Genomic DNA, 19,399 nt, shown 5'->3' with positions numbered 1-19,399 from the left:
ACGTGACCAGCGACGCCGAGCATGACGGGACGCGCGCTCCGCTCGTCCTCAGCCTCGCATTGCTCGTCGGCGTGTTCGCAAGCCTCGTCACGGCCCCCGGCGCGGAGGGCATTTTCGGTGCGTTCCTTGCCGCCCTGATGCTCGCTGTCGCGGCGAACGATGCGCGCCATTATCTGATCCCGAACGAGCTGACCGGGGCCGCCCTCATGCTCGCCCTGCTCCGCGCCGCCGCGTTCGTGCCGGATACGGGCGCCGAGGCGCTGCTATGGCCGCTCGCCCGCGCTGCTTCCGTCACGATTCCGCTCCTGCTGTTGATGTTCGCCTATCGGCGCTGGCGCGGCCGCGACGGGCTGGGGCTCGGCGACGTCAAGCTCGCGGCCGTCTGCGGCGCCTGGCTCGATCTTGCGACGGTGGCCGCGGTGATCGAGCTCGCGGCGCTGCTCGCGATCGGCGCCTATGTCGCCAACACCGCCTTGCAAAGGAAGCGGCTGCGCGCGACCGCCTTCCTGCCGTTCGGGCTGTTCCTGGCGCCCGCGATCTGGATCGGGTGGATCGGCGAGACCTGGTACATGAACTGGCTCGGCGGCTGGCCCTAAAGCCCGACACGATCGGGATGATTGGTCATCGCGGCGCAAGCGCGCGGGATCGCGCTGGCCGGCGTCTTCTACTGTGCATGGGGTTGTTTTCGCCATTTTTGTCGCGCCGGCTGTGGGAACCCGAGGCGCGAGCGGTCAGCGCTCGCGGCTCGGCGCCCATTCCAGCGCCCGCAGGCGGGCCTCGGCGATCTCCCCGCGCGACATCTTGGTGGTGACGGCGTCACGGATCCGGGCGCGGGATTCACGCACCCGCGATGGTGCGGCCGCGGTCGACAGGTTGAGCCATTTGGAGGCTTCGACGATGTCCTGCGGCACGCCCTGGCCGCGGTCGTAGAGCAACCCGAGCGAATATTGGGCGCGGCCGTCGCCCTGCTCCGCCGCGCGGCGGTACCACATCGCGGCCTCCGTATAGTTCTGCGGCACGCCGCGGCCGGTCTCGAACAGGAAGCCGAGATAGGACTGCGCAGCCGCATTGCCGCGCTCGGCGAGCGGAATGAAGATGCGCGACGCCGTGACATAGTCCTGGCGGTTGAAGGCAGACACGCCCTGGCCGAGCGACTGGGCGCGGGCCGGCGCAGCCAGTGCAAGCACAAGCGCGATCATCGCCAATCCCGGCCGCAACACCGCACGGCGAAGCCCCCGATCACACACGTCAACGCTCGCCATTCCCGTCGCTCCCCGCACAGGCGGCCAATCTAGTCTACGGCTATCGGAGAATCCATAGCGACGGGTTGGACCACGCCACGATCAGAGCAGATGAAAGTCGCTGGAAGAGTGCTGCATGACGTCCGTCACGTGGTCAGACACGAAGTGAGCGGCCGCCACGTCTGTCGTGGCCGCCGGGGCCTGGGGCAAGGCCGTCGTGGTGAGCGAGACGTGATCCGCCTCGGACGTACCGCCGAGGGACTGCACATTGCTGACCTGGGCCAACACGAAATTGTCGTAAACGTTGGGCTGTCCAAAATACGCAGCGCCACCCGACGATGATGCGGCTGACACTTGCGCCACCGACGAGCTACCCGCCGCCGTCACCGTGATCTGCACGACATTATAGGTGTTGTTGGTCTCGCTGCTCTCGGCGAGGTGGTTGTTATAATCGGCGATGCCGCCGATGTAGTAAGTGCCGGGCGCAAGGTTGCCCGGCAGCGTCACCGTGACCGTCTGGTGGTCGTAATAGCCGGGCTGGCTCACAGTAGCGAGCGTCGACGACGTCGTCAGCGTCGTGAGCAGCGTGTCCGACGTGGTGATCGTCGCATCGGTCGAGAGATAAATTCCGGCAGTCGTGGGGGTCGCATCCACCCCGTTGCCGAGGTTCATGTTGTAGGCATCGATCGTCACGCTGTTGCCGGCCGCAACGGTGGTCTTGTTCACAGCCACGTATTCGGACAAGTCGGGCAGCACTGGCGCCGTCACCGTCACCTGCACCACGTTGTAGGTGTTGTTGGTCTCGTTGCTCTCGGTGAGGTGGCTGTTGTAGTCGGCAAGACCACCGATGTAGTAGGTGCCAGGCGCCAGGTTGCCCGGCAGCGTCACCGTGACCGTCTGGTGGTCGTAATAGCCGGGCTGGCTCACAGTAGCGAGCGTCGACGACGTCGTCAGCGTCGTGAGCAGCGTGTCCGACGTGGTGATCGTCGCATCGGTCGAGAGATAAATTCCGGCAGTCGTGGGGGTCGCATCCACCCCGTTGCCGAGGTTCATGTTGTAGGCATCGATCGTCACGCTGTCGCCGGCCGCAACGGTGGTCTTGTTCACGGCCACGTATTCGGACAAGTCGGGCAGCACTGGCGCCGTCACCGTCACCTGCACCACGTTGTAGGTGTTGTTGGTCTCGTTGCTCTCGGTGAGGTGATTGTTGTAATCGGCAATGCCGCCAATGTAGTAAGTGCCGGGGGCAAGGTTGCCCGGCAGCATCACCGTGACCGTCTGGTGGTCGTAATAGCCGGGCTGGCTGACGGTGGCCAAGGTTGCTGACGTCGTCAGCGTCGTGAGCAACGTGTCCGACGTGGTGATCGTCGCATCGGTCGAGAGATAAATTCCGGCAGTGGTCGAGGTCGCGTCCACCCCGCCGCCGAGGTTCATGTTGTAGGCATCGACCGTCACGCTGTCGCCGGCCGCAACGGTGGTCTTGTTCACAGCCACATATTCGGACAGGTCGGGCAGCGCCGGCGCCGTCACCGTGACCTGCACGACATTATAGGTGTTGTTGGTCTCATTGCTCTCGCTGAGCTGGTTGTTGTAGTCGGCAATGCCGCCGATGTAGTAGGTGCCCGGTGCAAGGTTGCCCGGCAATGTCACCGTGACCGTCTGATGGTCGTAGTAGCCGGGTTGACTGACCCTGGCCAGCGTCGACGTGGTCGTCAGCGTCGTGAGCAGAGTGTCCGACGTCGTGATCGTCGCGTCGGTCGAGAGATAGATTCCGGCAGTGGTCGAGGTCGCGTCCGACCCGCTTCCGAGATTCATGTTGTAGGCATCGATCGTCAGACTGCCGCCGGCGGCAACGGTGGTCTTGTTCACCGCCACGTATTCGGAGAGATCCGGCGGAAGCAGCGCGACGGCTGCAGCCACGGCCGCATCGACGTTCACCAGCCCCGAACCACTGACAGCCGGATTGGCCATCGATGTCGCCGTTTGCTCCATGATCTGCGCGAGCTGCGCAGGCGACAGGGACGGATTGGCTCCCAGGATCACCGCGGCGACACCGGCCAGGCTCGCCGATGCGGCGGAGGTGCCGTAGAAGTCGCCAAGCCCCCCGGAAAGCGTCGTGGCGATATTGTCCACGCTCGAGACGTCAACCGGACTTATGAACTGGGGCGACGGCAGCGCCGCGCCGTTGCTGTCGAAAAGCAGTTCCGAGCCGGCGCCTGACGACGAAAAGCTTTCGCTGACCGGCGTACTGTAGCCGAACGCCGGCGTCGCGGCGGTGCTGACGGCGCCCACGGTGATGGCGTAGGGTGACAGCGCGTGCCCCATGACGGTACCGGCGTTGGCGCCACTGATGGTCTCGGGCAGGCCGTTGCCGAACAGGATTTCCTTGATCAGGTGAGGATCCGGTCCGAAATTGTTGGCGATCACGATCTGGTAGGTACCCGAGGCGGTGAACTCGTATCCCGTAAATGGATTGTTCGGCTCGCCGACGGTCGCGTTGGTCGCCTGGGCGATCAGGCTTCCATTTTGATAGACAAACATGTCGATGTCGGGCGCTTGCCCGGAATTGAAGTTTGCCTGTCCGTAGGCCTTGTCCCATTCCAGCAGCAAGGGGACCGGCTCGCTCGCGCTCGCGGTGATCGTGAGGGTCTGAAAAACGCTGCTGCCGAAGAGTTGGGCGTCGCTGAAATAGTAGCCGTTGAAGTACCCCGACACAGGCGTCCAGGCCGCCTGGTAGGCCGTGCTCGCATTGTTGCCGGCGGACGTAATGTAGGTGACGCCTTCCGCTTCGACGGTTTGAATCGCCTGCGCGATCACGCCTCCACCGAAGAACGGCTCGTCGAGATAGGTCACGTCATCGCAGATCACCTTGCAGCCGGCGGCCGCGAGCGCCAGGATGCCATTGGCGAAGGCCTGCTCGCCCTGATCGGCGGTGTAGAACGCGAGGCTGGCGTTGGGGGCGATATCGTGCACGATCTGCAACATCGCGCGGCCCTCGTCGGTACCGCCTGACGAAAGATCGGCAAGCACCTGAACGGAGGGCAATGTCCCGCTGGCCTGGTCGTTGGCATAGCCTCCCAGATCGTTGAAACTGTCGGAGAGAACGCCAACCTTGATTCCAGTACCGTCGGCGTTCGATGCACTCTCGTTGAGGGACTGCCGCACCTGAGCAGCGGTAGCGCCGTGGGACCCGATGCTGGCATTCGTGATGGCGTCTGATGATGTCGCCTGGGGACCTGTCGACGTCGCAGCCGAAGGCGCACTGTCTACGATCACCTGGGCGCCGGCGAAGACTAACTGAGCATTCGCATAGGCTGGTGCTACGGCGCCATCCTCGTGGCTGATCCCAACCATTTCAGGCATCGGGGCAGCAACGAGACCGATAGCCGAATGCAACGGGACCAGCAGAACCGGGATTGCTGCATCTGTCGCAATGACCGTCGGCGCAGTCGCCTCGCCGTCAGAGGCGACCTGGCCCGCTTCGGGCCAGTGGAAGGAGAAATCTCCGTCAGGAATTCCCTCGTGGACCTGCCCAGCGAGGTCGTTATTGGTCCCATCCCGTGCGAAGGGGGATTCGACCATCGGAGCCGAAATCGGGACCACTGGCGAAGCGACCGAAGGCGCGTGAGCAACGCTCGTTGCACCGTCCCAAACCCACGGAAAGGACGCTGCATCCGCCGCGGCGTTGAACAAATCGGCCGACCAGTCCCGCGGGCCAGAGATGAATACGACTTCATCACTTATCCGCTTGGTCATGGCTCAAAATCTTCCTGCACGGGCCGGCCGACGGGAGGTTGAATCCGCCGTGATCGAAACAACTGAGAATTGCATGCCTTCGCCCGCTTGGGTAGCCCCCCGGACGTTGATAGGCAATGAGATCAGTGTTTCGATCAGACCAGATGATAGTCGCCGAAATAGTGCTGCGCGACGTCCGTCAAGTGGTCAAACACAAAATGGATGGCCACGTCCGTACTGCCCGCCTGGGCCTGGAGCGAGACCGTCGTGGCGAGTGAAGCGTGATCCGTCACGAGCGCAACGCCGAGAGGCTGCACGTCGCCCGCCTGGGCCAACGCGAAATTGTCCTGGACGTTGGGGTTTCCAAAATATGCAGCGCCAGTCGACGACGATGCCACTGAGGCTTGCGGCGTCGACGAACTGCCGGGCGCCGTCACGGTGACCTGAACCACGTTGTAGGCGTTGTTGGTCTCGTTGCTCTCGGCGAGTTGGTTGTTGTAGTCGGCAAGACCGCCGATGTAGTAGGTGCCCGGCGCAAGGTTGCCCGGCAGCGTCACCGTGACCGTCTGGTGGTCGTAATAGCCGGGCTGGCTCACCGTGGCCAACGTCGATGACGTCGTTAGTGTCGTAAGCAGCGTGTCCGACGTCGTGATCGTCGCATCGGTCGAGAGATAGATTCCGGCGGTGTTCGGAGACGAAGCCACCGCGTTGCCGAGATTCATGTTGTAGGCGTCGACCGTGAGGCTGGAGCCGGCCGCAACGGTGGTCCTGTCCACGGCGACATATTCGGACAGATCAGGCCGCGCTGGCGCCGCCACCGTCACCTGCACGACATTATAGGTATTGTTGGTTTCGTTGCTCTCGGTGACGTGGTTGTTGTAGTCGGCGATGCCGCCGATGTAATAGGTGCCGGGCGCCAGATTGCCCGGCAGCGCCACAGTGACCGTCTGATGGTCGTAATAGCCGGGCTGGCTCACGGTGGCGAGCGTCGACGACGTCGTCAGTGTCGTGAGCAGCGTGTCCGACGTGGTGATCGTCGCATCGGTCGAGAGATAGATTCCCGCAGTGTTCGGGGACGAAGCCACCCCGCTGCCGAGGTTCATGTTGTAGGCATCGATCGTCACGCTGTCGCCAGCGGCGACGCTCGTGTGATTCACGGCCACATACTCGGTCAGGTCGGGCTGCGCTGGTGCCGTCACCGTCACCTGCACCACGTTGTAGGTGTTGTTGGTCTCGTTGCTCTCGGTGAGGTGATTGTTGTAGTCGGCGATGCCGCCGATGTAGTAGGTGCCCGGCGCAAGGTTGCCCGGCAATGTCACGGTCGTCGCCTGATGGTCATAGTATCCGGACAAACTGACCGCGGCCAGTGTCGCTGACGTCGTCAATGTCGTGAGCAGCGTGTCCGACGTCGTGATCGTCGCGTCGGTCGAAAGGTAGATTCCGGCAGTGGTCGAGGTCGCGTCCACGCCGTCGCCGAGATTCATGTCGTAGGCATCGATCGTCAGACTGCTCCCGGCGACAACGGTCGTCTTGTCCACGGCGACGTATTCGGACAGGTCAGGATGGCCCGCGGTGATCGTAATCTGCACCACATTGTAGGTATTGTTGGTCTCGTCACGCTCGCCGATCTGGTTGTTGTAATCGGCAATGCCGCCGATGTAGTAGGTGCCTGGCGCCAGATTGCCGGGAAGCGCGACCATGATGGTCTGATGATCGTAGTAGCCGGGCTGGCTGACAGTGGCGAGCGTCGTCGAGGTCGATACCGTCGCGAGCAGCGTATCCGAAGTGGTGATCGTCGCGTCTGTAGAGAGATAGATTTTGGCTGTGGACGGTCCTGCCACCGCATCGCCAAGGTTCATGTTGTAGGCGTCGATCGTCAAACTGCTCCCGGCAGCAACGGTGGTCTTGTCCACCGCCACGTACTCGGACAGATCGGGCTGGGCCGCCATGCCCGGACTGTTGATGGCGAGGTGAAATCCGAGCGCGTCAAGCTGCTTCAGATCGATCGATGACAATGTCTGAGTGGTGCCGCCGGTGTAGAATTCGTTGAAGGGGTCGTTGGGCCCTTGAACGCCGCTGTTGAGGAAGTCGCTCGGATCGGACGTCTGGCCGTAGTCGGCAATCTTGGTCGCACCGTTATCGAGCGAGAAATACGCCTCCGGTGCCGTCGAGCCGCCCGAGAACAGGCGGACGCCGGGGCTCGTGAAGCGGTAGAGATCGAAGACGTCAGGCGCCGAACCATAGGGCACGCGGCCCAACGCATGGGTCAGCTCGTGCAGCGCGACGCCGACCAGCAGATTGGGATTGATGTCGGTGGAAAAATACGCGCTGGCGTCGTCGGTCGTGGTGTCGTTGGCACCAATAACACCCCAGAGCTTGAGCTGCGCGTTCCAGACCGCGACGTTCGATTGCCCCTGGATCGTGGAGCCGCCTGGCAAGCTGTTGAACGTGGTGTCGCCTGCAGTCGCATTATTAACCAGCTCGGAGTGGGTCCACGCGTAGGATTCATAGTAGCCGTAGTCGGGGCCGGCAGCGGCACCGCCCCCGGTGCCGCTATAGTCAATCTTGATATTGACGGTGATATGGTCGGTGATGTTCGCGGCGAGGATCGAGACGGCCTGCTGCAGGCCGTTCTTGAAACTGGCCGGTGCTGCCTGCGCAGCCGCATCGAGGATCAGATTGATCGTGATGCCGCCGGACGTGACCGACATGACGGAGCCTGACGACGAGCCGCCCGACGAACCTCCAGAGGTGGCCGGAATATAGCTTCCTTGAATGCTGGTGCCCACGACTGTGTAGATGGGATCTTCGGAGAGTAGATCCTGGTCCTGCCCAGACGCGGATGTCATCGCTCAGTCCCGACTTCGGATGTGCCCTTCGGGCATGGTTGGGCTTCGGTCATCAGCTCCGGTAGCCTGGCTCGAATCGCGGCGCACGTCCTGGCAAATACCATGCATTCGGCCCAAGTATTGGTTCCTCCGTGCTAATTTGCCGTTAACAGATGTCCAAAATTGACGCGACCGGCCGCGCAATCGATCTGCCACGCATACCCAGCCCCCAATTCCAACTCTCTACCGGTAAACCGCGGAGGCCTCAGATCGCGAGCGGAAGCTTCGCTTCAGCAAGGCGTCGTCCCGAACAATCAGGCTTGTGTGCCGCCAGACCATTGAGTTTCGGATAGAATTGCCCGATTACAGCATCAGCATACTGCCCCTTGCGTCAGGAGCCTGTCAAAAAATGCCATTCCCCCGCGCCTCGGAAGCCCTGTCTCGCTTCACCGTGCTCGACCTGACCCGCGTCCGGTCCGGGCCGACCTGCGTGCGGCAGCTCGCGGATTGGGGGGCCACCGTGATCAAGATCGACGCGCTGACCGAGGATTCCGGCGGGGAACAGCCGGGCGGGCCGCGGCGCGGCTCCGACTTCCAGAATTTGCACCGCAACAAGCGGGCGATGACGCTAAACCTCAAGGATGAGCGCGGACTGGCCGTGTTCAAGCGTCTGGCCGCCAAGGCCGACGTCGTGGTCGAGAATTTCCGACCCGACGTAAAGAAGAAGCTCGGCATCGACTATGAGAGCCTCTCCGAGATCAACCCACGCATCGTCTATGGCAGCATTTCCGGCTTCGGCCAGGACGGTCCCTATCACAAGCGGCCGGGCTTCGATCAGATCGCGCAGGGCATGGGTGGACTGATGTCGATCACGGGCGCGCCGGGAGAAGGCCCGATGCGGGTCGGCATTCCCGTCGCCGACCTTACCGCGGGCCTGTTCTGCGCCATGGGCATCCTTACCGCGCTGCTCGAGCGCGAGGTCTCCGGCAAAGGCCAATGGGTGCAGACCTCCTTGTTGCAAGCGCAGATTTTCATGCTCGACTTCCAGGCCGCACGCTGGCTGATGGAAAAGGAAGTGGCAAAACAGGCTGGCAACAACCATCCGACCAGCATCCCGACCGGCGTTTTCAAGACCTCCGACGGTTACATCAACATCGCCACCACGGGCGGTCGGATCTGGGAGCGCTGCGCGCAGGCGATCGGCGCGCCCGAGCTCTACAGCCATCCCGACTATGCGACGGCCCCCGCCCGCTCCAGGAACCGCGACGCGCTCAACGCCGAGATCGAGAAGCGCACGGTCACCAAATCGACCGAGACCTGGGTCCGCGAGTTCAACGAGGCCGGCGTGCCCTGCGGGCCGATCTACGCCATCGACCAGATGTTCGAGGACGCGCAGGTCAGGCATCTCGGCATCGCGCAGGATGTGCCGAACGACGAGGACCGCCACATCCGCCTGGTCGGCCAGCCCGTCACGCTGTCGCGCACCCCGAGCAGGATGGTGGCGCGGCCGCCGGAATTCGGCGAGCAGACCGACGAGGTGCTGAAGGAGTTCGGCTTCGGCGCCGACGAGATTGCGAAGCTCCGGGACGCCAAGGTGGTGTGAGCGCTGCGCGCAACGTCTCAAGCAAAAAAGCCCGGCGCATGCGCCGGGCTTTTCGTCTTGTTGAACGCCTCTGTTGATCTCAGGACTTGCTCAGTACTTGGCGACCACGGGGCCGTAGAACTGATAGTTGATGCCGGCGCGCAGGATGTTGTCGGTGAAGCGGGACGAGACGTTGGTGCCGATCGTGGAGCCCGGCGCGAGCGTGAACGGACCGGAGCCGAAGCGGCCGAGATCCATGTAGAGATATTCGAGCTTGGCGCTCCAGTTCTGAGTGATCTTGCCTTCGACACCCGCGCCCACGGTCCAGCCGGCCCGCGTCGTCGAGGTCGAGCCGACCGAGGTCAGCGCAACACCGCCGGCGTTGAAGCCATTCATGGTGCCGGTCGTCTTGATCTCGCCGAAGGCCAAGCCTCCGGTGCCGTAGAACAGCACCTTCGGCGTCGCCAGGATGCCGACGCGGCCACGGACCGTGCCGAACCATTCGAGCTTCTGGTCGATCGTCAGCGTGGTGCCGGCGAGGCCGCCGGCCGGAAGGAATGTCAGGCCGGGAAGGCAGGCCCCGCCGGCAGGCGCGACGCCGACGCAGGAGAAGGTCGCGCGGCCCTTCTCGTCCGACCATTGCGCGTCGCCCTCGATGCCGAACACCCAGTTGGTGCTCTGCCAGTTGTAACCGATCTGACCGCCCGCGATGCCGCCATTCATGTCGAATGAGGCGTTGGTGTTGGAGCCGGCGGGTGGCGCGATGGCCGCCCCGGTTGCCGTGTTGAAGTAGGAGACGTCGGTGCGCGAACGGCCCCAGCTATAGCCGCCATTGCCGCCGATATAAAAGCCAGTCCAGGTCCAGACCGGATCGACCATGACCGGCGCCTTGACGTAGGGCTTCGCTGCCAGGTCGGCAGCCATTGCGCCCGTCGCAAACAGCGACATCGCCGCTGCCATTCCAATCACGATCCGCTTCATGGAACCTCTCCCCACGATTTCGTGATTAAAATATACGCTGCTACCCGCCCAAAGGCTGTGCCGCTGCAGCAACATTTGGAAACAATCGAGTCGAGGTGGTGCCCGGACGAGATTCACCACCAACCGTCTATCCGACTGATTTCAAACAATATTATCCTGGCCCTGGCACGGCGCAGATTTGGCCCGCCGCGTCCATCCGACGCGGGCCAGCCAACCGTTGATGACTGGCCAAAACAACAGCACGATCGCGAGCGTTGTGATCGGGACGGCCAGATCGTTCGCCCGGAACAGACAAAAGCCCCGGCGAGCCGGGGCTTTTGCACTTTAAGCGAATGACGGCCGACGAGCCGCAGCTCTTCCCGCGATTACTGCAACCCGGTCGGATTGGACGTGGTTCCGATTGCCGTAATCGTTCCGCCCGCGCCGTTGCTGGTGAAGCGATTGTTCGAATATGACAAGACCGTGCCAGACACACCGCTGCTGTTGAACGAGAGGTCGCTGTTCGACAGGTTGACCGTTCCGCCGGTCTGCTTGATGCCAATCGCGTTGAACGGAATTGTGGTGTCGTCAACGTTGACGCCGCCGCCCGAAATAGAGATGCCGGCGACCGAATTGCTTGACACGAGCGAGTTGGAGAGATGAACGGCCGCACCGGTACCGACCGCAACGCCGCTGGCAGCGTTGATCACCCTCACATTGCTGAGCGTCGCCTTGATCAGACCCCCCGCCGCACTCGCGATCGTAATGCCGCTACCGCCCATATCGCGGACCGTCGTGTTCACAACGTTAAGCGTTCCGTTGGTGCGCTGATCGGCGATGCCCGTCGCAGTCGAGCCGAAATTGCCGTTGACCAGGCAATCCTCGATATTGGCGAAGGTCCCGGTACCCGCGCCGAAGATGCGAATACCGATGATGCCGCTGTCAAATCCCTGGATGTTGATGTTGCGCAGGTTCACGGTCTTGCGCACGTCGGTCGCACCGAACGAATCGAACGCGATGTTGATGCCGTTCGTTCCGGCGCTGAGAATAGAACCGAAGATCTCATGGCAGTCGATCGTGATTGACTTCGTGATGGTCACGGCGCCGAAGCCGCCGGGATCGAGGCAATTGATCTCACCGTTCACCGCTGTCTTCGAGATAGCGCCGGCGAAGGTCTTGCAGGGCGCCGTGCGGCTGCACGGGTTGACGTCATCGCCAACACCGGACACCCAAGTGCGGCTTGCTTGAGCGCTGGCGGGACTTGCGAGGACGGAGAGTGCGATCATCGCTCCAATGATCGCAAAAGACACACCAAGTAATCTCGGCAATCTCTTCATTTCCGGCTCCAATCAAAAAATTGATGACAATAAGGTCTCTCAGCTTCGACGAGCCGGAGATGCCGCATTATATACCAGAAGATTACAACTTTACGTGTCATCTAGCTCACAACGCCATGAGCCGCCGCACTCGCCTTACGACAGGGTCATTGTCGAATCGTTCGATGGGGCTGCTTTGTGAGCGCGCTTGGACTTCAATCCGAAGGAGACTGGCGAAGGCACTGCTTCAAACGACAATCGGACTGCTTCATCTACCGTCTCGGCTTCGCCGCTGCGACGATCCGACGCGGCTCAGCACGCCGTCGATCAACGGCCAGAACAACAACAAGATCGCCAGCGTCGTGATGGAACCGACAAGACTGTTCGACCAGAACACTTTGAGGTCGCCACCGGAGCCGATCATCGACAGCCGGAAGGCATCTTCGGCGCGGTTCCCGAGCACGAGCGCCAGCGTGAACGGCGCGAGCGCAATGCCGATCTTCTTGAAGACGTAACCGACGACACCGAAGCCTAGCATCAGCCAGATGTCGAACATCGCGTTCTGAATCGCATAGGCGCCGATCGCACAGGACACCACGATCATCGGAGCTACGGCCGCGAACGGCACGCGCAGGATCGAGGCAAAGATCGGCACCGTCGTCAGCACCAGCACGAGGCCGACGACATTGCCGAGATACATCGAGGCGATCAGGCCCCAGACGAAATCCTTGTGCTCGACGAAAAGCAGCGGTCCGGGATTGAGTCCCCACACCATCAGGCCGCCGAGCAGGATCGCGGCGGTGCCGGAGCCGGGAATGCCGAGCGCCAGCATCGGCAGCAGCGCCGAGGTGCCGGAGGCATGCGCCGCAGTCTCGGGCGCGAACACGCCCTCGATGCGGCCCTTGCCAAAGCTTTCGGGATCCTTGGCGAAGCGCTTGGCGAGGTTGTAGCCCATGAAGGACGCCGCGATCGCGCCGCCCGGAGTAATGCCGAGCCAGCAGCCGACGAAGGAGGAGCGCAGCAGCGTCACCCAATATTTCGGCAGATCCTTCCACACGTCGAGCACGACGCGCAGCGAGATGCTCGCCGCGTGCCCGCGCAGCGCCAGCCGCTCCTCCATGGTCAACAGGATCTCGCTGATGCCGAACAGGCCGATGACGGCGACGAGGAAGTTGATGCCGCGCAACAGCTCCGACGAGCCGAAGGTCATGCGCAGCTGTCCCGATACCGTGTCCATGCCGATTCCGGCGAGCAGGAGCCCGAGCGACATCGAGACGACCGTCTTGTGCTTGGCCTCGCGGCCGAGGCCGACGAAGGAGCAGAACGTCAGGAGATAGACCGCGAAGAACTCGGGCGGACCGAACTTTAACGCAAAGGACGAGATCATCGGAGCCAGGAAGGTGATCAGGAGCACCGCGACCAGCGAGCCGATGAAGGACGAGGTGAACGCCGCAGTTAGCGCTTCTGCCGCCCTGCCCTGCTGCGCCATCGGATAGCCGTCGAAGGTGGTCGCGACCGACCAGGCCTCACCGGGAATGTTGAACAGGATCGAGGTGATCGCGCCGCCGAACAGCGCGCCCCAATAGATGCAGGACAGCATCACGATCGCCGAGGTCGGATCCATCGTGAAGGTGAGCGGCAGGAGGATGGCAACGCCGTTGGGGCCGCCAAGGCCGGGGAGCACGCCGACGAAGATGCCAAGCACCAGCCCGACCATCATCAGCACGAGCGTCTTCCACGTGAGCAGGACGGCGAAGCCGTGCAGCAACAGACCGAAAGCTTCCATCGCAGGCCCGCCTAGTAACCAAAGGCCGCTTCGAGCGGTCCCTTCGGCATGATGACGTCAAAGGCGATATCGAAGGTCGCGAACATGATCGCCGTGAAGAGAAAGGCGGTGAGCAGCGACTTCCACAGCGCGATCTTGCCGATCAGCCGCATGAAGCCTGCGATCAGGAGGAAGCTCGCGACATAAAGGCCGAGGAACTGCGTCACCAGGCAGAACAGCAGCGTCGGCACGAACACCGCCAGCACGCGACGCGCCTGCGCGCGCGTGACGAAGGTCTCGGACGCAGCATGGCGTCCGACCAGCGCCGAGACCAGACCGTACAGGCTGCCGCCGCCGAGAATGATGGAGAGATAGAACGGAAAATAGCCGGGCTCGGGCCCGGTCGAATCCCAGGAGGCACCGGTGCGCCAATTGTCGTAGCCGAGGATTGCGGCGAGCGCGAGGAGCAGCAGGCAGACGATGATTTCGACCGCACGGGTGCTTGCCACAGCGGGCGAGTCGTCTTCAGGCGCGGTCGGATCGTCGACGACGATTTCAGGATCGGTTTGGGACATGCTCTAACAACAAACGCTGTGGCCAATCCCTCTCCCCGCTTGCGGGGAGAGGGCGAGCGGGGCGAGGTGAAGAAGACCGGTTACTTCGCGACGAATCCGGCTTCCGTCATCAGCGACTTGTTCTGCGCGTCGTCCTCTTCGAGGAATTGCACCATATCCTTGCCCGTGAGGAAGATCGGCTTCAGCGCCTGCTTCTCCATGTAGTCCTTGTACTCCGCGGTCTGCGTCACCTTGTGAAACAGCTCGACATAGAACGCCTGTTGCTCCGGTGTGACCTTGCCGGGCAGGAACATCGCGCGCAGCATCAGATACTGCACGTCGACGCCCTCCTCCCTGCAAGTCGGGATGTCGGCCCAGGACTGCGTGTCCGTCACCTTGCTGGTGTAGGAGATGCGCTCCTTGTCGAACACGCAGAGCGGGCGCACCTGACCTGCGCGCCAGACTTCGAGATTCTCGCTCGGATTGTTGACGTTGGATTCGGTGTGATTGCCGACGAGCTGGGTCGCGGCCTCGCCGCCGGACTTGTAGGGCAGATAGGAGAATTTCGCGCCGGTCTTCTGCTCGATGAACACGGTCAGCACGTGGTCCTCGCGCTTGGAGCCGGTGCCGCCCATCTTGAACGGCGAGGCTGACGCCTTCGCGGCCTCGACGAATTCCTTCACCGTCTTGGGACCGGCGCTGTTGTCCCATAGCACGAACTGGTCGAGCGCGATCACCGACACCGGCGTCAGCTCACGCCAGTTGAACGGGATCTTGGCCGACAGCGGCAGCATGTAGATCAGCGAATAGGCGATCAGCACCTTGTTCGCATCACCTTCGCTGGACTTCATGTACATCAGCGCTTCCGCGCCAGAGGCGCCGCCCTTGAGCGAAACCACCAATGGCTGTTTCATCAGATTGTTCTTCTGGATCGCGGCCTGCATCATCCGCGCCATCTGGTCGGAGGCGCCGCCTGCGCCCGCTGCCACCACGATCTCGACGGGTTTTGTCGGCTCCCACCCGGCGAAAGCCGGTGTGCCGCAAAGCACGGCCGCCAGCGTCATGGCGGCCTTCATTCCATGTCCCACGCGCGTCTTCCCCAAATTCCTGTCTATCTTCTTGTTCGGATTGGCAATTCGCGAAGTCAGAGGCGGATTGCATTGTGCGGACGAACGCCGGTCAGTTCAAGCCGCCCGACGTCGCCCCGCTTATGACTTTGGAATGAGATCGATTGCAAGCACGGCCCGCAAAAAAGCGCGGGCCCCTTGCGGAGCCCGCGCGCAGCTTGCAGAGCCAGTGCGCCGATCGGCTACACCAGCAGGATGTCGTGCGGATTGATCACCGCGCTGGCCTGGACCGCCACCACCGCGATCGCCGAGCCTTGCGTGCCATCCGCGCTGAAATAGAGCGTCTGGTTGGTCGTATCGAAGTGGAATTCGGCCGCGCCGGAGAAATTATTGTCGGCCGAAGTCTCGAATGTCGGCGTGACGTCCATACCCGCCGTCAGGCCGCCGCCGAAGCTGCTTGCGGAGATCGCAATGCGGTCGTGCTCGGTGGTGTTGTTGAAGTCCGTAATCTGGCTGGGTGCACTCGGCGGCTGAAGAAAGGCGAAGGTGTCGTTGCCGCCACCACCGGTCATGATATTGCCGCTGGCGGTGCCGATCAGCACGTCGTTGCCGGCGCCGCCGACGAGCTGCTCGGTGCCTTGGGTCGCAACCAGGATGCTGTCGCCGCTTGCTGCCGTCAGCGTGGTCGCGGTCGTCGAGTTGTTCACCACCGTGTCGGTTGCGGCGTTGGCTGATGTCGTGATTCCGTCGGATGCGGTGTAGTCGAACGAACCGCCGAGCGTGGCGTCATCGGTGAAGGACGCCTCGCCAAACAAGGAGCCGGCGCTGCCGCCCGAGCTTGCCGTGACTGAGCCGAGCGAGACGTGGTCGGTGGCATCGGGATCGGTGTCGTTCAGCGCCAGCGCCCAGCCGGGAATGGTGACCGAGTTGCCGGCGCCGGTATCCGTGACCACGGTCTCGCTGACCGCGGTCGGCGCATCGTTGGTGCCGTTGATGGCAATGGAGACGTTCTGCACGGTGGAGGCGCCGTTGCTGTCGAGGATGGTGACGGCGTAGTTCTGCACCAGCGTCTGTCCCTGTGCCAGGAACTGGATGTCGGCGTTGTCGACCGAGTAGTGCCAGGCGACCGATCCGCTCCCCGGCACCTCCGACACCGGATCGAGCGAGAAGGTACCGACATAGCCGCTGCCATTCGGCGCGAAGCTTGCCGTATGCGTATCCCCGGTCTCGATGTCGGAGAACGAGATTGATCCGTCGGTGGTTTCCACCGCAGGTCCAGGCGTCGGCGAAACCGAGACGGCATCGAGCAACTGGCCAACCCCGTCGGTGCCGAAAGTGAACTCCAAAGGCGTCGAGCCGCCTCCTCCATCGCCAACGACGTCGAACGTGAATTTGGTGAACCCAAACTCCACGTGGGTCGAACCATAGATCTGCGCGCCGTCCCAGAACACCGAGAACGAGGAGGATGTCGCTTCGGGATCGCCGGCAACCTCAAAGCTCAGCGTATAGTGCTGTCCGGCGACGGTGGCGACATTCTGCTCAAGGAAGCCGTTGTTGCCGAGCCGCAGGGTGTAGTTGCCATACTGGTCACCCAGCACCAGCTGTTCCAGGAAGACATCCGATGCCGTCCAGCCACTCAGGTCGCCGGTCTCAAAGCCGCCGTTGACGATGACGGTCGGACCCGCGTCCTCGGTCAGCGTCCCCAGCGAATTGGCCGCAGTGATCACTGGCGCGTCGTCGGTGCCGAACACGTTGAAGGTCAGCGTCGTGTCGTGGCTCTCTCCGAGGCTGTTGGTGACGGTGATCGTGAACTGTTCGGTCGGATTGTCGCCGTTCTGGAGCTGATCGAGGGCCGACGAGGCCGTGTAGCGGTAGGAGCCGTCGGACTCGACCAGCAGCGTGCCATAGGCAGCGGCGATCGACGTGCCGACATTCGCCGCCTGTCCGTCCACGGCGGTGATGCTGAGCGACACACTGCCGTCGCCCGGGCTGTCGGACACGTCGTGAATGGCATCGCCCTGGGCAACGATGCTTCCGGCGTCGACGAACGATGTGTCGTTGATTGTCGCTGTGACCGGATTGACGGTCATGGCGTCGGCCGCACCGGTCGCGGTGATCGTGACTTGCTGGGTCGAGCTGGTTGAACCGTCGCTCACCGTGACGTCGTAGGTGACCGTCAGCGTCTCACCGGTGCCCAGGAAGTCCAGATCCCGGTCGGGAAGACTGAAGCTCCAGTCGATCCCGCCCGTGCCGGAACCCGTGGAATCGTGCAGTGCCGTGATGAGTGCGGTCTGCAGATCGTTCAACGTGTCGCCGGGAACGAAGGACGGATCGGCCGACCACACCGCAGAGGTGAGCATCACACCGACCGAGTGGACATCGGACAGATCGACGTCGGTGAAGTTCAACGTCTGCACCGCCGTCGTGTCGGGCGTCGGCGAATTGGACTGACCGGGCTGCTCGGCGACCGAAGCGGATTCAGGACCGCTGGTCATCGTGACCGCGTCATTGGCGCCGGTGATGACGACGGACACCGTCTGCGTCGAGTTGGTCGAGCCATCTGCGACCTTGACGTTATAGTTCACCGTCAGTGTCTCGCCCGAAGCGAGATAATCGAGGTCCTTGTCGGCGATCGCAAAGTTCCAGTCGATGCTGCCGGTACCGGTGCCGGTGGAATCGTGCAGCGTCGTCGTCAGCGCCGTGGCGAGGTCGGCCTGGGTCGCGGCCGGTGGCGTCGGCCCGGAGGTCGAGTCGAGCGCCACCGTCACGGTGTGCGTATCGCTGATGTCCGGGTCGGTGAAAGCGAGCGTGCCCGCAGGAATCGTCGGCGTCGTGTCGGGCGCCGACGAGCCCGTGGTGGCGTCCTGCTCGGTCGCGGTGGAGGATTCCGGGCCGCTCGTGATCACGACGGGATGGTTGACGCCGAGGATCGTGACGGTGACGTCCTGGGTCGTGGTGGCGCCGGAGGGATCGGCGACCGTGACGTGGTAGACCAGGGTCAGCTTCTCGCCGCCGCTGAGAAAATTGGTCGAGCCGTTGGCGAGCGCGAAATTCCAGTCGACCTCGCCGAGCACATGGCCGGTCGAATCCTCGAGCGAGGTGCCGAACGCGGCGAGCAGCTGCGCGTTCGTCAGCGGGATCGCGCCGCCCCCCGAACGCGTCGCGCTCACCGTGGTCGAGACGGTGTGCGCGTCGGCGAGGTCGACATCCGAGAAGAAGAGATCGCCATGCGCGGTCAGATTGCCGCTTGGATCGACGTTGTGGTCCTCGGCGAGAGCCGCCGATTCCGGGCACGACAGAAACACCGGCTTGTCGTTGGAGCCGACCACGGTCACGGTGACGGTCTGCGTCGAGACGCCACCGACATGATCGTCGAGCTGCACGGTGTAGGTGATGTCGAGATGCTGGCCTGCCGCGAGATAGTCGAAGGCGAGATCGGGCGCGGAAAAGGTGGTGTTGATGGTGCCGGCGCTCGAACCCGAATTCTTGACGACGTTGTCGACATGGTAGAACGCCATCAGCTCGGCGTCGCCGAGCGAGCCCGGCAACAGGCCCGCGGTGGCGCCGGAGGCGGAGACGCCGATCACGGTTGCGGTGTGGCCGGTGTTGGTGAGATCGTCGTCGGTGAAGCTGAGTGCGACGTGAACCGTGTCGGGCGACAACGACAGCGTCTTGTTGGCCTGCTCGGTGACGGTCGCCGCCGTCGTCATGTTGATCACCGGCTTGTCGTCGCTGCCGGTGATGGTGACCTGGACGGTCTGGATCGCGGTGCCGCCGTGGTTGTCAGAGACCTTGATGTCGTAGGTCAGCACCAGCGTCTGGTTCTTGGCGAGGAAGTCGAAATCGTCGTCGGCGTCGCTGAAGCTCCATTTGAGCTGGCCCGTGCCGTTTGAATCGCTCAGGATCTGCGATTGCATCGCAGTCTGGAAATGCGCAAGCGAGGCGGCAGGGATGATCGTTCCGCTGGACAGCACCGCGGAATGCAGGCTCGCCGACGTTGTATGGGTGTCGGTCTTGTCGCTGTCCTTGAAGCTCATCGTCCCGGACAAATTGTGCAGCGTCGTCGAGTCGGTGGTGTTGGCGAATTCGGTGAAGCTGCCGCTCGCGGATGACGAGGTGAAAGTCGGCGTATGATTGGTCATGGGAAAACCCCTGCCTGCGTTGCCATGGAGACGGCGCCGCTCGAAGACGCGGCGACGCGACTAATCGGTCTGAGAAATCAGACGTGACTTAAACAGTCTTGGCTCGTCGATCTTGGCTTGGTGGTCTTGGCTTGGTCGCGAGGCCGAGCCCGGCGTCGGGATGGTCAGCAGCAATGAAATTCTGGCGCAGCTCGCGTCGTCGAAAACTA

At 62.9% G+C, this 19,399-nt stretch carries 11 protein-coding genes; 2 read left to right on the top strand and 9 right to left on the bottom strand.

From position 1 onward, the window contains the following. Positions 1-2: 2 nt before the first annotated feature. Positions 3-596: a prepilin peptidase gene (locus IC761_RS11550; RefSeq protein ID WP_195803362.1), complete on the top strand. Its 594-nt coding sequence runs from the start codon at positions 3-5 to the stop codon at positions 594-596. A 135-nt stretch (positions 597-731) separates the two neighbouring features. Here the strand turns inward: IC761_RS11550 and IC761_RS11545 are convergent, their stop codons facing one another. The 3 genes from IC761_RS11545 to IC761_RS11535 all read right to left on the bottom strand — a co-directional run bounded on the left by IC761_RS11545 (position 732) and on the right by IC761_RS11535 (position 7,825). Then, positions 732-1,199 (bottom strand): tetratricopeptide repeat protein, encoded by a 468-nt coding sequence (locus IC761_RS11545; protein WP_438265136.1) that lies wholly within the window; start codon positions 1,197-1,199, stop codon positions 732-734. A gap of 144 nt (positions 1,200-1,343) precedes the next feature. Next, positions 1,344-4,406, bottom strand: coding sequence for a S8 family peptidase (locus tag IC761_RS11540; RefSeq protein WP_246791491.1), 3,063 nt, complete (start codon positions 4,404-4,406; stop codon positions 1,344-1,346). A 725-nt stretch (positions 4,407-5,131) separates the two neighbouring features. Further along, on the bottom strand, positions 5,132-7,825 hold the full coding sequence (locus IC761_RS11535; RefSeq protein ID WP_195803359.1) for an NF038122 family metalloprotease: 2,694 nt from the start codon (positions 7,823-7,825) through the stop codon (positions 5,132-5,134). A gap of 388 nt (positions 7,826-8,213) precedes the next feature. Here IC761_RS11535 and IC761_RS11530 point away from each other — a divergent pair, with 388 nt between their 5' ends. Next, complete coding sequence (locus tag IC761_RS11530; protein ID WP_195803358.1) at positions 8,214-9,407, top strand: CaiB/BaiF CoA transferase family protein; 1,194 nt, start codon at positions 8,214-8,216, stop codon at positions 9,405-9,407. A gap of 90 nt (positions 9,408-9,497) precedes the next feature. On the opposite strand, the gene IC761_RS11525 is transcribed toward IC761_RS11530, so the two are convergent. The 6 genes from IC761_RS11525 to IC761_RS11500 form a co-directional block, all read right to left on the bottom strand. Then, positions 9,498-10,367, bottom strand: a complete 870-nt coding sequence (locus tag IC761_RS11525; RefSeq protein ID WP_195803357.1) for an outer membrane protein — start codon at positions 10,365-10,367, stop codon at positions 9,498-9,500. A gap of 365 nt (positions 10,368-10,732) precedes the next feature. Then, entirely contained in the window at positions 10,733-11,632 is a 900-nt protein-coding gene (locus IC761_RS11520) for a right-handed parallel beta-helix repeat-containing protein (protein ID WP_195803356.1), read from the bottom strand. A gap of 298 nt (positions 11,633-11,930) precedes the next feature. Then, the gene (locus tag IC761_RS11515) at positions 11,931-13,448 is read right to left on the bottom strand and encodes a tripartite tricarboxylate transporter permease (RefSeq protein WP_195803355.1); all 1,518 of its coding nucleotides are present in this window, start codon (positions 13,446-13,448) and stop codon (positions 11,931-11,933) included. Between the two features lie 11 nt (positions 13,449-13,459). Next, positions 13,460-14,002 carry a tripartite tricarboxylate transporter TctB family protein gene (locus IC761_RS11510; RefSeq protein WP_195803354.1) on the bottom strand — a complete coding sequence of 181 codons (543 nt, stop codon included), beginning with the start codon at positions 14,000-14,002 and terminating at the stop codon, positions 13,460-13,462. An 80-nt stretch (positions 14,003-14,082) separates the two neighbouring features. Beyond that, positions 14,083-15,057: a Bug family tripartite tricarboxylate transporter substrate binding protein gene (locus tag IC761_RS11505; protein ID WP_195803353.1), complete on the bottom strand. Its 975-nt coding sequence runs from the start codon at positions 15,055-15,057 to the stop codon at positions 14,083-14,085. A 233-nt stretch (positions 15,058-15,290) separates the two neighbouring features. Continuing rightward, positions 15,291-19,190: a beta strand repeat-containing protein gene (locus tag IC761_RS11500; RefSeq protein WP_195803352.1), complete on the bottom strand. Its 3,900-nt coding sequence runs from the start codon at positions 19,188-19,190 to the stop codon at positions 15,291-15,293. Positions 19,191-19,399 lie beyond the last annotated feature (209 nt).

The organism is Bradyrhizobium commune, from assembly GCF_015624505.1.
Lineage (GTDB): Bacteria > Pseudomonadota > Alphaproteobacteria > Rhizobiales > Xanthobacteraceae > Bradyrhizobium > Bradyrhizobium commune.
The sequence above is the reverse complement of the archived record's forward strand: the minus strand, read 5'-3'. Positions and strand labels throughout refer to the sequence as shown.

Bases quoted from the DNA above. Each gene is read 5' to 3' on its own strand.
- IC761_RS11545 (WP_438265136.1), bottom strand. From the start codon at position 1,199: ATGATCGCGCTTGTGCTTGCACTGGCTGCGCCGGCCCGCGCCCAGTCG.
- IC761_RS11535 (WP_195803359.1), bottom strand. From the start codon at position 7,825: ATGACATCCGCGTCTGGGCAGGACCAGGATCTACTCTCCGAAGATCCC.
- IC761_RS11530 (WP_195803358.1), top strand. From the start codon at position 8,214: ATGCCATTCCCCCGCGCCTCGGAAGCCCTGTCTCGCTTCACCGTGCTC.
- IC761_RS11525 (WP_195803357.1), bottom strand. From the start codon at position 10,367: ATGAAGCGGATCGTGATTGGAATGGCAGCGGCGATGTCGCTGTTTGCG.
- IC761_RS11520 (WP_195803356.1), bottom strand. From the start codon at position 11,632: ATGATCGCACTCTCCGTCCTCGCAAGTCCCGCCAGCGCTCAAGCAAGC.
- IC761_RS11515 (WP_195803355.1), bottom strand. From the start codon at position 13,448: ATGGAAGCTTTCGGTCTGTTGCTGCACGGCTTCGCCGTCCTGCTCACG.
- IC761_RS11510 (WP_195803354.1), bottom strand. From the start codon at position 14,002: ATGTCCCAAACCGATCCTGAAATCGTCGTCGACGATCCGACCGCGCCT.
- IC761_RS11505 (WP_195803353.1), bottom strand. From the start codon at position 15,057: ATGAAGGCCGCCATGACGCTGGCGGCCGTGCTTTGCGGCACACCGGCT.
- IC761_RS11500 (WP_195803352.1), bottom strand. From the start codon at position 19,190: ATGACCAATCATACGCCGACTTTCACCTCGTCATCCGCGAGCGGCAGC.